The 12106-nt window shown below is 59.4% G+C and carries 9 protein-coding genes, 2 tRNA genes and 3 rRNA genes (1 of these 14 cut by a window edge); 4 read left to right on the forward strand and 10 right to left on the reverse strand.

Annotated features, from left to right (window positions below):
• Nucleotides 1–5 precede the first annotated feature (5 nt).
• The gene (gene nuoN / locus DBO85_RS16225; RefSeq protein ID WP_108108300.1) at nt 6–1463 is read left to right on the forward strand and encodes an NADH-quinone oxidoreductase subunit NuoN; all 1458 of its coding nucleotides are present in this window, start codon (nt 6–8) and stop codon (nt 1461–1463) included.
• Here nuoN and DBO85_RS16230 read toward each other — a convergent pair whose 3' ends face one another.
• The gene (locus tag DBO85_RS16230; RefSeq protein ID WP_233356625.1) at nt 1464–2549 is read right to left on the reverse strand and encodes an AI-2E family transporter; all 1086 of its coding nucleotides are present in this window, start codon (nt 2547–2549) and stop codon (nt 1464–1466) included. It lies immediately after the preceding gene.
• Between the two features lie 145 nt (nt 2550–2694).
• Between DBO85_RS16230 and DBO85_RS16235 the strand changes: the two genes are divergently transcribed.
• Nucleotides 2695–3279: an NADPH-dependent FMN reductase gene (locus DBO85_RS16235; protein WP_108108302.1), complete on the forward strand. Its 585-nt coding sequence runs from the start codon at nt 2695–2697 to the stop codon at nt 3277–3279.
• Here DBO85_RS16235 and DBO85_RS16240 read toward each other — a convergent pair whose 3' ends face one another.
• Genes DBO85_RS16240 through DBO85_RS16255 form a run of 4 tightly spaced genes read right to left on the reverse strand, consistent with a single transcriptional unit; the run spans nt 3280 to nt 5874 of the window.
• On the reverse strand, nt 3280–4596 hold the full coding sequence (locus DBO85_RS16240) for an ATP-binding protein (protein ID WP_108108304.1): 1317 nt from the start codon (nt 4594–4596) through the stop codon (nt 3280–3282).
• Nucleotides 4593–5261, reverse strand: coding sequence for a response regulator transcription factor (locus DBO85_RS16245; protein WP_108108306.1), 669 nt, complete (start codon nt 5259–5261; stop codon nt 4593–4595). The genes DBO85_RS16240 and DBO85_RS16245 overlap by 4 nt, the downstream gene beginning before the upstream one ends.
• Nucleotides 5261–5563, reverse strand: coding sequence for a PepSY domain-containing protein (locus DBO85_RS16250; RefSeq protein WP_108108308.1), 303 nt, complete (start codon nt 5561–5563; stop codon nt 5261–5263). Before DBO85_RS16250 ends, DBO85_RS16245 begins: the two co-directional genes overlap by 1 nt.
• The gene (locus tag DBO85_RS16255) at nt 5563–5874 is read right to left on the reverse strand and encodes a PepSY domain-containing protein (protein ID WP_108108310.1); all 312 of its coding nucleotides are present in this window, start codon (nt 5872–5874) and stop codon (nt 5563–5565) included. Before DBO85_RS16255 ends, DBO85_RS16250 begins: the two co-directional genes overlap by 1 nt.
• A 126-nt stretch (nt 5875–6000) precedes the next feature.
• Between DBO85_RS16255 and DBO85_RS16260 the strand changes: the two genes are divergently transcribed.
• Complete coding sequence (locus DBO85_RS16260; protein ID WP_108108312.1) at nt 6001–7080, forward strand: hypothetical protein; 1080 nt, start codon at nt 6001–6003, stop codon at nt 7078–7080.
• 93 nt (nt 7081–7173) lie between these two features.
• On the forward strand, nt 7174–7530 hold the full coding sequence (gene queD / locus DBO85_RS16265) for a 6-carboxytetrahydropterin synthase QueD (RefSeq protein ID WP_108108314.1): 357 nt from the start codon (nt 7174–7176) through the stop codon (nt 7528–7530).
• Between the two features lie 686 nt (nt 7531–8216).
• Here queD and rrf read toward each other — a convergent pair.
• The 5 genes from rrf to DBO85_RS16290 all read right to left on the reverse strand — a co-directional run.
• A 5S ribosomal RNA gene (rrf, locus tag DBO85_RS16270) occupies nt 8217–8332 on the reverse strand.
• 129 nt (nt 8333–8461) lie between these two features.
• Nucleotides 8462–11353 (reverse strand): 23S ribosomal RNA (locus DBO85_RS16275).
• 230 nt (nt 11354–11583) lie between these two features.
• Nucleotides 11584–11659: transfer RNA gene (locus DBO85_RS16280), tRNA-Ala, on the reverse strand.
• Between the two features lie 29 nt (nt 11660–11688).
• Nucleotides 11689–11765: transfer RNA gene (locus DBO85_RS16285), tRNA-Ile, on the reverse strand.
• Between the two features lie 64 nt (nt 11766–11829).
• Nucleotides 11830–12106, reverse strand: a 16S ribosomal RNA gene (locus DBO85_RS16290) (it continues 1260 nt past the right edge of the window).
• Together the 16S, 23S and 5S rRNA genes with 2 tRNA genes alongside form the textbook arrangement of a ribosomal RNA operon.

Genomic DNA, 12106 nt, shown 5'->3' on the forward strand with positions numbered 1-12106 from the left:
GTGACATGCAACTGACGACCCAACATCTCATCGCCCTGCTGCCCCTGCTGATCCTCAGCGCTACCGTGCTGCTGGTCATGCTGGCGATCGCCTGGCGCCGCCACCATGCACTCACCTACCTGCTGTCACTGGCAGGTCTTGGCGCGGCCCTGGTATCGGTAGTCGCCGTTGCCGGCGGCGACGCGCAGCAGGTCACTTCCCTGCTCAAGGTCGATCGCTTTGCCTACTTCTACATGGCGCTGCTGCTGATCGCGACCATCGCCTGCGTGACGCTGGCGCACGCCTATCTGGGCGAACGCGAGGGCCAGGGTTTCCCCGGCAACCGCGAGGAGCTGTACCTGCTGATGCTGCTGGCGACCCTGGGCGGCATGGTGCTGGTTTGCGCGGAACATCTGGCGGCGCTGTTCATCGGCCTGGAGCTGCTCTCGGTGCCGGTCTACGGCCTGGTGGCCTACGCCTTCTTCAACAAGCGCTCGCTGGAGGCCGGCATCAAGTACATGGTGCTCTCGGCGGCCGGCAGTGCCTTCCTGCTGTTCGGCATGGCGCTGCTGTATGCCGAGGCCGGCAGCCTGGCCTTCGCCAGCATCGGCATCGCTCTGGAAAATGGTCTGAGCAGCCCGCTGGCGCAGATGGGTACCGGGATGATGCTGGTGGGTCTGGCATTCAAGCTGTCGCTGGTGCCCTTCCACCTGTGGACCCCGGATGTCTACGAGGGCGCGCCAGCGCCAGTGGCGGCCTTTCTCGCCACCGCGGCGAAGATTGCCGTGTTCGCCGTGCTGCTGCGTCTGTATCAGCTGTCACCGGCCACCGCCGGCGGCTGGCTGGCGGGCGTGCTCAGTGCCATCGCGGTAGCCTCGATCCTGCTGGGCAACCTGCTGGCACTGCTGCAGAACAACCTCAAGCGTCTGCTCGGTTATTCCTCCATCGCCCATTTCGGCTACCTGCTGATCGCGCTCATTGCCAGCAAAGGCCTCGCGGAGGAAGCCGTTGGCGTCTATCTGGTGACCTACGTGCTGACCAGTCTGGGCGCGTTCGGGGTGATCACGCTGATGTCGACGCCCTACAACGGCCGCGACGCCGACGCGCTCTACGAGTACCGCGGCCTGTTCTGGCGGCGCCCCTACCTGACCGCGGTACTGGCACTGATGATGCTGTCGCTGGCCGGCATTCCGCTCACCGCAGGCTTCATCGGCAAGTTCTACATCATCACCGTGGGCGTGCAGGCTGAACTCTGGTGGCTGCTGGGTACCCTGGTGCTGGGCAGCGCGATCGGCGTTTTCTACTACCTGCGGGTAATGGTCACGCTGTTCCTGGTCGAACCCAAGCTGCACCACCACGACGCCCCCTTCAACTGGGGGCAGCGTGCTGGCGGCGTGATGCTGATGATGGTCGCCTTCTTCGCCTTCTTCTTCGGCGTTTACCCGCAGCCGCTGCTGTCGCTGGTGCAGCAGGCGGCACTCTGATCATTCACGCCGGCCGTCCGTAGCGGTCTGCCCCTGGGTGGCGGGTCGCTGGGTCTGGTCGGCAAAGATGCTCCAGATCGAGACGAACAGCGCGGCGATCAGCGGGCCGATGACGAAGCCGTTGAGGCCGAACAGCGACAGGCCGCCGAGCGTGGAGATGAGGATCAGATAATCCGGCATGCGGGTGTCCTTGCCGACCAGGATCGGACGCAGGATGTTGTCGACCAGGCCGATCACCAGCACGCCGAAGGCGGTCAGCATCACTGCCTTCAAAGGCTCGCCAGACATCAGGAAGTACAGCGCCACGGGTCCCCAGACCAGCCCGGCGCCCACCGCGGGCAGCAGTGACAGAAATACCATCAGCACACCCCAGAGCAGCGCACCGGGGATTCCCAGCACCGCGAAGATCGCCCCGCCGAGCAAGCCCTGGATCAGCGCCACCACCAGATTGCCCTTTACCGTGGCCCGCACCACCTGGGTGAACTTGTCCAGCAGTCGGCTCTTGTGCGGCGCGCTCAGCGGTATCGCACGACGGGTCTTCTCCAGCAACTGCGGACCGTCGCGCAGCAGAAAGAACAGCAGATAAAGCATCACGAAGAAGGCGACGAAGAAGCCGAAGGTGTCCTGGCCGATGCTCAGTGCCTTGCCCGCCATCAGTTCACTGCCCTGTTTGGCGGCGTTGACCAGTTGTTCGCGAATGCTCGCCCAGTCGCCAAAGCCGAAGCCGTCCAGCGCGCTGCGCAGGCGCTCCGGAAGCGCCGCGTTGAACTGATCGAGCATCGCATTCAGGTCTAGCTCACCGGACTCGATGCGCTTGTACAGCGCGGTGCCCTGACGAATCAGCAACGCGAAGGTAAGGCCCACCGGCAAAACCACCAGCAGCAGGCAGCTGAGCGTGGAAAGCAAGGCACTCAGGTTGCGCCGTTCGCCGCACAGCCGCAGCAGGCGACGCTGCACCGGCATGAACAGGATCGCCAGCACCACTGCCCAGAACACCGCGCCGTAGAACGGCAGCAGAATCCAGCCAAATGCCAGTGACACCAGTACCAGCAGAAGTACGAAGAAGCGATATTCGAAGGTCCGCAAAGCCGCTCACCCCTTTTGACTTGCCCGACGACCTCCGGATGGGGCCATCCCTGCTTAGTCCGCGGGCGCTCAGGCAAGTGCCGCAGCTTGTTGGGCGCAGCGTCGGCAGTTAGGCTGGCTGCCTTCTCTCGAAAGGAAAATGCAGATGTCCACCATTGCTCTGCTGGCAGGTTCCAGTCGTCCCGATAGCCAGTCCGGCAAGGTTGCCCGCTATCTGTCGCGGCGACTTGTAGCACTGCAGCCTTCGCTGCAGGTCGAGCTGATCGATCTTGCCCTGGAGCCGCTGCCGCTATGGCCGGCCGCGCCTGCCGAGCATTGGCCAGATCACGCCGAAATCCTGCGCCGGGCCGATGCCCTGGTACTGGTTTCCCCTGAGTGGAATGGCATGGCCTGCCCTGCAGTGAAGAACTTCTTTCTCTACGCCGGCCGCGACGAGCTGGCACACAAACCCTGTCTGCTGGTTGGTGTTTCCTCGGGGATCGGCGGTGCCTACCCGATCAGCGAGCTGCGCGCCTCCGGTTACAAGAACTGTCGCCTCTGCCACATCCCCGAACATCTGATCATCCGCCAGGTGGAAAAAGTGATGAACGAAGGCGATGCGGCCGATGCCGAGGATGCGCGCATCCGCAGGCGCAGTGACTACGCATTGCAGGTCCTGTTGCAGTACACCGAGGCGCTCGCACCGATACGCGGGCGAATCGAGATGGCGGAGTTTCCCACCGGCATGTAGTCAATTTGGCAACGGCAGGCGCACGTCGACGCGCAACCCGCCCAGCCCGGCGTTCCCCAGCTGCAAGGTTCCGCCCCAGGCATCCAGGGTGTCGCGAACGATCGCCAGCCCCAGCCCGTGACCAGGAACCTGTTCGTCCAGGCGCGAACCCCGCGCCAGCAGGCTGCTGCGCAACTGCTCCGCAACACCGGGGCCGTCGTCCTCGATGCGCAGCAGCAGCTCCTGCCCATCCTGTTCAATGCTCAGCGACACCTGGGTAAGCGCCCATTTGCAGGCGTTGTCGAGCAGGTTGCCGAGCACTTCGAGCAGATCTTCGCGATCCCATGGCAGGCGCAACCCTGGTGGTGCCTGCCAACTCAACTGACGCAGATGCGGATGGATCATGCGCAGGGTGTCGCACAACGGCGGCAACTCCTGATCGCACTCGAAGTGCGCGCCGGGCAGCACCTCTCCGGACAGACGCGCGCGGTTCAGCTCGCGTGCCAGACGCTGCTCGACGACATCCAGCTGATCGTCCATCTGTCTGCGCAATGGCTGCAGCGCGTCCAGCTCAGCGCGTGCCAGCAGGCTGCGCAGCACCGCCAGCGGCGTCTTCAGCGCATGTCCCAGATTGCCTACCGCGTTGCGCGAGCGGCGCAGGCTACCTTCGGTGTGCTGCAGCAGACTGTTGATCTGCTCGACCAGGGGCGCCAGCTCGCGGTCGGCCTCGCTGTCCAGGCGCCCACGCCGGCCTTGCTGCAGCTGCAAGACCTGCAGCCTCACGCGCTCCAGCGGATGCAGCGCGGCGCGCACGTTGAGCCATTGCAGTAGCAGTACGACCAGCAACGCCAGTGCGCCTATGCCGCTGAGCAGCCAGCGAACCTGGGTAAAAGCCAGCGACAGCGGTCGATAGTCCTGTGCAGCGGTGATCGAGAGATCGCTACCGAAGCGCCGGAAATCGGCGCGATAGACCAGCAGCTCCTGTCCACCGGGGCCGTCCACCAGGCCGTGTTGCAAGCCCGAGCGGGTCGGCCGCTCCAGCTGGAAGTCCCATGACGAGCGTGAGCGCCAGACCTGATCGGGCAGATCGACACGAAAGTAGCTTCCCGACAGAGGCCGCTGGTAAGCCGGTGACAGCCGCAAGTCGTCCAGCTGGATCCCGGCGGGACCGCGCACGGTGGCGATCAGCAGCAGCTCCGCCTCGTCACGCAGACCGTTTTGCAGGTAGCGACGCAGGCCCAGGTCGACCAGCCAGATGCTGGCATTGACCATGACGACGCCGACCAGCAGCAGAATGAACAACAATCCGACGCCCAGACGTCGCTGGATCGACCTCATGCGCTCAACCCGACGAAGCAGTAGCCCTGGCCGCGACGGGTTTCGATGACCTGTCTGCCGAGCTTGCGCCGCAAGTGGTTCACATGGACCTCAAGAACGTTCGAGTCCGGCTCGCCATCGCCCTCGTAGAGATGCTCGCCCAGGCGCGACTTGGACAGCAGCTGGTTGCTGTGCAGCATGAAATAGCGCAGCAGACGAAACTCCGCGCCGGTCAGGCCGATCTCCTCGTTATCGCGCCAGACAGTTTGCCGCGACTCGTCCAGGCGCAGACCTGCGACTTCGATAGGTGCTCGGCTGTCCAGGCCACGGGCGCGCCGCAGCAGGCCCTGGACTCGCAGGAAGAGTTCCTCGGGGTGAAACGGCTTGGCCAGATAGTCATCCGCCCCGGCGCGCAGGCCCTCGATCCGCTCTGCCCAGGACGCACGCGCGGTGAGGATCAGTACCGGAAAGCGCAAGCCGGCATCACGCCACTCGCGCAACACGTCCAGCCCCGGACGACCGGGCAGACCGAGGTCGAGAATGATCAGGTCGTAGGGCTCGCAGGCCGCCTGGAACGCGGCATCACGCCCATCAGCCAGCCAGTCGATGGCGTAGCCCTGGCGTTGCAGGCCCTGGACCAGCTCGTCAGCAAGAGGCACGTTGTCCTCAACCAGCAGCAGGCGCATCAGTCCACCTCGTCCTTGTACAGTCGACCGTCGCGCGCGTCGAACTCCAGCTCGCGTACCACGCCGCCGTCAGTCAGCAACTCCACCTCGTACACCAGTTGCCCGTCCTCTTCCTCAAGCTCCACCTCAAGCAGACGTGCCCTTGGATAGCGTCCGAGAGCAGAGTCGATGACCTGTTCCAGCGGCAGGATCACGCCAGCCTTGCGCAAGGCCAGCGCCTCATCGTGATCGAGGTCGCGCGCCGTTGCCGCCGAACACATCAGGGTGATCAGCAGCAGCGGCTTCCAGCGCCCTTTCGCCATCAGTCGTCCTGTTGGTTGCGCAGCATCTCGCCTGTTGCAGCGTCGAATTCCAGATCCCATTTCACTCCCTGCGCATCGCGCAGTTCCAGCTGATAGATGTAGCGACCGTACTCTTCTTCCAGCTCGCTTTCCTCGATCACGGCGCCTGCATGCTTGGCGACTGCCGACTTGTTCAGTTCTTCCAGATTCTTGATGGTATTTGCTTCACGCAGGCGCAGTACCTCGTCCGGGCCGATATCGCGAGCCTGGGCCAGACCGCTGACACTCAGTGCGATGGTTGCAACGCCGATGATCTTGGTGAAATTGTTCATGTCGATTTCCTCGTTGGTTTCGTTTTCAGCGATGCCAGGTTACAAAGCCGAGCTGAAGCGAAACTGAAATCGAGCCATGTCTCTCGCGCGTCCTTATAATCGCTCGCCTGCGACATGGAGACCAGAATGAGCGCTATCCAGATCAAGTTCCCTGCCCTCACCCTGCGCGCCGGCAAGCGCGCCATGGCGCGCATTCGCGAGCGCGGCCTGCGCGCAGAGGATATCGCCATCCTTCCGGGCGCGGCAGGCGGGCCCAAGGGTTTGGGCATACAGGGGCTGGATCTGGCGCTGTTCGGCGACTGGCTACCCGCGGTACCACGTCCGCGTACCCTGATCGGCGCCTCGATAGGCTCCTGGCGTTTTGCTGCGGCCTGTCTGCCAGACGCACGAGCCGGCATCCTCCGCCTGGGAGAGCTCTACACCAGCCAACGCTTTGCCCGACGCGTCAGCATGGGCGAGGTCTCGCGCTGTTGCATGCAGCTGCTGGACGACTTGCTCGAAGGCCGGGACCAGACACTGCTGAGCAATCCGCTGTATCACCTGAACATCGTCGTGGTTAAGAGCCAGGGTCGACTCATTGATGATGATCGGCGTGCTCTGGCGCTGGGACTTTCTTCGGTGATCGGCAACAACCTGATCGCCCGCAGTCGGCTGGCCCGCCACTTCGAGCGAGTGATCCTGCATGACGAACGTCTGGCGCCGCCTCTCGCGCCGCTGACGGATTTTCGCTCGCACTTTCATACCCTCAGCGTCGCCAACATCCGCCAGGCGCTACTCGCCTCGGGCTCAATTCCGATGGTCATGGAGGCCATCCGCGAGATTCCAGGCGTCGGCCAGGGCACCTTCCGCGATGGCGGACTGCTCGACTACCACCTCGACCTGCCCTATCAGAGCGATGGCCTGGTGCTCTACCCGCACTTCACCGACAGGATCATCCCCGGCTGGTTCGACAAGAGCTTGTTCTGGCGCAAGGCCAACAACGAGCAGCTGCAGGACGTCGTCCTGCTGGCGCCTTCGGCCGAATACCTGCAGCGCCTGCCGCATCGCAAACTACCGGACCGGACCGACTTCAAGCGCTACCTGGGCGACGATGACGGACGCGAGCGCTACTGGCGCAAGGCAATGCTCGAAAGCCAGCGTCTGGGTGACGAATTTCTCCAGCTTGCCGACAAGAGCGCCATAGTCGACCGGCTCGCTCCGCTCTGAATGACCATGTCGCAGTGCTAAACAGCGAAACAGAGCTGCTAAACTGCAGCCCCTTTTGATCATTGATCACCCTCTTCTGCCAAGGCGCTCAACGTGGAACTGTTCAAGGAATTCATCTTCGAAGCCGCCCATCGTCTTCCGCACGTTCCCGAGGGCCACAAGTGCGGTCGCCTGCACGGCCACTCGTTCAAGGTCGGTATTCATATCGAAGGCGCTGTAGATCCATATACCGGCTGGATTCGCGATTTTTCCGAGATAAAAGCGATCTTCAGGCCTATCTACGAGCAGCTTGATCACAATTACCTGAACGAAATCCCCGGACTGGAAAATCCCACCAGCGAAGTACTTGCCAAGTGGATCTGGCAACAACTGAAGCCGTTGCTGCCAGAGCTTTCCCGGGTGCGTATCCACGAGACCTGTACCAGCGGCTGCGAGTATCGCGGCGACTGAGCCACCTGGCCCTTCTATCGGCTGCCAAGCGCCCTGCGCCTGACAGCGCGCGTTCTAAAAAAGGGCATGACGACACTACCGCTTATGTCTTTGCATCTGACGCGGCCATAGACAGCGAATGACTGCCCACAGAGGCCGACGAAGAAAGAGCTCAAGCCGGCCGGGCCGCAAAAGTGCTCCGCGCATCCGCCGCGGTTGAACTCGAGTGTGCCACCAGCGCTCACCAACTCACGCCACTTGCGCTTGATAGCTAGTCGGTTGGTTTTCATTACTGATTGTGCTGAATCGAGCAGGCTGCCCCTGCTGCCCAATGAAACTAGCGTGGCGACAACGTCTGTCGCCAGACGCAGCGCAGATGCGTTTTCAGCTCGGCTATTGCCAATAAGCAAGTCGCTAGCTCAGCGGCTGCAGAGGTGTTTGCCCTCTGGCTTGCTTCCTTGCCATCGTGGGTAACCCAACCTGGCTGGAGGGCTGCCGGAGCATCGACATTCTGCCGCGTCTCAAGGTGCCACGCTGGTCGTCGTGTCGCGCACGCTGAAGAATCCAAGGGGGAGAACCTGGCGCAGAGCTAAGCCCTCGCGACACGCCATCGCACTGCCCGAGATAGCCGAGAGCGACGCCCAGACTTTTTCCCGCGCAAAGTAAAACCCCGGTTATCTGTCGATAACCGGGGTTTTGGTATAGGTGCTTGACGATGACCTACTCTCACATGGGGAAACCCCACACTACCATCGGCGATGAATCGTTTCACTACTGAGTTCGGGAAGGGATCAGGTGGTTCCAATTCTCTATGGTCGTCAAGCGATTGGGTTGGGAAGCCGCGGTGAGGCGTCTTCCCGAATGGGTATGTGATATGAGTAATTTGTGGTTCGTTGCAAATTTTCGGTTTGTCGACTTCAACCGTCTAACACGCAAATTGTTTGGGTGTTATATGGTCAAGCCTCACGGGCAATTAGTATGGGTTAGCTCAACGCCTCACAGCGCTTACACACCCCACCTATCAACGTCGTAGTCTTCGACGGCCCTTCAGGGAGCTCAAGGCTCCAGTGAGATCTCATCTTGAGGCAAGTTTCCCGCTTAGATGCTTTCAGCGGTTATCTTTTCCGAACATAGCTACCCGGCAATGCCACTGGCGTGACAACCGGAACACCAGAGGTTCGTCCACTCCGGTCCTCTCGTACTAGGAGCAGCCCCTCTCAAATCTCAAACGTCCACGGCAGATAGGGACCGAACTGTCTCACGACGTTCTAAACCCAGCTCGCGTACCACTTTAAATGGCGAACAGCCATACCCTTGGGACCGGCTTCAGCCCCAGGATGTGATGAGCCGACATCGAGGTGCCAAACACCGCCGTCGATATGAACTCTTGGGCGGTATCAGCCTGTTATCCCCGGAGTACCTTTTATCCGTTGAGCGATGGCCCTTCCATACAGAACCACCGGATCACTAAGACCTACTTTCGTACCTGCTCGACGTGTTTGTCTCGCAGTCAAGCGCGCTTTTGCCTTTATACTCTACGACCGATTTCCGACCGGTCTGAGCGCACCTTCGTACTCCTCCGTTACTCTTTGGGAGGAGACCGCCCCAGTCAAACTACCCACCATACACTGTCCTCGATCCGGATAACGGACCAGAGTTAGAACCTCAAAGTTGCCAGGGTGGTATTTCAAGGATGGCTCCACGCGAACTGGCGTCCACGCTTCAAAGCCTCCCACCTATCCTACACAAGCAAATTCAAAGTCCAGTGCAAAGCTATAGTAAAGGTTCACGGGGTCTTTCCGTCTAGCCGCGGATACACTGCATCTTCACAGCGATTTCAATTTCACTGAGTCTCGGGTGGAGACAGCGCCGCCATCGTTACGCCATTCGTGCAGGTCGGAACTTACCCGACAAGGAATTTCGCTACCTTAGGACCGTTATAGTTACGGCCGCCGTTTACCGGGGCTTCGATCAAGAGCTTCGCTTGCGCTAACCCCATCAATTAACCTTCCGGCACCGGGCAGGCGTCACACCCTATACGTCCACTTTCGTGTTTGCAGAGTGCTGTGTTTTTAATAAACAGTCGCAGCGGCCTGGTATCTTCGACCGGCATGGGCTTACGTAGTAAATACTTCACCCTCACCGGCGCACCTTCTCCCGAAGTTACGGTGCCATTTTGCCTAGTTCCTTCACCCGAGTTCTCTCAAGCGCCTTGGTATTCTCTACCCGACCACCTGTGTCGGTTTGGGGTACGGTTCCTAGTTACCTGAAGCTTAGAGGCTTTTCTTGGAAGCATGGCATCAACCACTTCGCATTCTAAAAGAACGCTCGTCATCAGTTCTCGGCCTAGATTTCCCGGATTTGCCTAAGAAATCAGCCTACTACCTTAAACAAGGACAACCAACGCCTTGCTGGCCTAGCCTTCTCCGTCCCCCCATCGCAGTAACTAGAAGTACGGGAATATTAACCCGTTTCCCATCGACTACGCATTTCTGCCTCGCCTTAGGGGCCGACTAACCCTGCGTCGATTAACGTTGCGCAGGAAACCTTGGTCTTTCGGCGTGCGAGTTTTTCACTCGCATTGTCGTTACTCATGTCAGCATTCGCACTTCTGATACCTCCAGCAAGCTTCTCAACTCACCTTCACAGGCTTACAGAACGCTCCTCTACCGCTCACACATAGTGTGAACCCGTAGCTTCGGTGCATGGTTTGAGCCCCGTTACATCTTCCGCGCAGGCCGACTCGACTAGTGAGCTATTACGCTTTCTTTAAAGGGTGGCTGCTTCTAAGCCAACCTCCTAGCTGTCTAAGCCTTCCCACATCGTTTCCCACTTAACCATGACTTTGGGACCTTAGCTGACGGTCTGGGTTGTTTCCCTTTTCACGACGGACGTTAGCACCCGCCGTGTGTCTCCCACGCTGACACTTCCAGGTATTCGGAGTTTGCATCGGTTTGGTAAGTCGGGATGACCCCCTAGCCGAAACAGTGCTCTACCCCCTGGAGTGATACGTGAGGCGCTACCTAAATAGCTTTCGAGGAGAACCAGCTATCTCCGAGCTTGATTAGCCTTTCACTCCGATCCACAAGTCATCCCCTGCCTTTTCAACGGAAGTGGGTTCGGTCCTCCAGTCAGTGTTACCTAACCTTCAACCTGCTCATGGATAGATCGCCCGGTTTCGGGTCTATACCCAGCGACTAAACGCCCTATTAAGACTCGCTTTCGCTACGCCTCCCCTATTCGGTTAAGCTCGCCACTGAATATAAGTCGCTGACCCATTATACAAAAGGTACGCAGTCACCCAACAAAGTGGGCTCCCACTGCTTGTACGCATACGGTTTCAGGATCTATTTCACTCCCCTCTCCGGGGTTCTTTTCGCCTTTCCCTCACGGTACTAGTTCACTATCGGTCAGTCAGTAGTATTTAGCCTTGGAGGATGGTCCCCCCATATTCAGACAAGGTTTCACGTGCCCCGTCCTACTCGATTTCATGACTAAGAGATTTTCATATACGGGGCTATCACCCACTATGGCGGCACTTTCCAGAGCCTTCTATTAATCTCAAAGCCACTTAAGGGCTAATCCCCGTTCGCTCGCCACTACTAAGGGAATCTCGGTTGATTTCTTTTCCTCAGGGTACTTAGATGTTTCAGTTCCCCTGGTTCGCCTCTTGCACCTATGTATTCAGTACAAGATACCCAGCTTATGCTGGGTGGGTTCCCCCATTCAGAGATCTCCGGATCGCAGGTTGTTTGCCACCTCCCCGAAGCTTATCGCAGGCTACAACGTCTTTCATCGCCTCTGACTGCCAAGGCATCCACCGTATGCGCTTCTTCACTTGACCATATAACCCCAAGCAATCTGGTTATAGATTCGTAACGTGAAGACGACATTCGCCGAAAATTTGCGCTTGAACTCACAAATTTTACCTTAGCCAACATAACTACCAGTGAAAGTAATCATGCTGTCTACTTCTATCACATACCCAAATTTTTAAAGAACGATTCTGGTAAAGACCAGAAATCAACACTGACTGCCTTTGCAGCAATGCTCATTTCTGTACTCTAACGAGAGTGGTGGAGCCAAGGAGGATCGAACTCCTGACCTCCTGCGTGCAAAGCAGGCGCTCTCCCAGCTGAGCTATGGCCCCAATGTACTGAAGCCTGCGCCCCGTAACATTGGTGGGTCTGGGCAGATTCGAACTGCCGACCTCACCCTTATCAGGGGTGCGCTCTAACCAACTGAGCTACAGACCCAATCGTCTTCGCAATGAATCAAGCAATTCGTGTGGGAGCTTATGAAGAAGCTGATGTCTTCGATTAAGGAGGTGATCCAGCCGCAGGTTCCCCTACGGCTACCTTGTTACGACTTCACCCCAGTCATGAATCACTCCGTGGTAACCGTCCCCCCGAAGGTTAGACTAGCTACTTCTGGAGCAACCCACTCCCATGGTGTGACGGGCGGTGTGTACAAGGCCCGGGAACGTATTCACCGTGACATTCTGATTCACGATTACTAGCGATTCCGACTTCACGCAGTCGAGTTGCAGACTGCGATCCGGACTACGATCGGTTTTGTGCGATTAGCTCCACCTCGC

The organism is Pseudomonas mangrovi, from assembly GCF_003052585.1.
GTDB lineage: Bacteria > Pseudomonadota > Gammaproteobacteria > Pseudomonadales > Pseudomonadaceae > Aquipseudomonas > Aquipseudomonas mangrovi.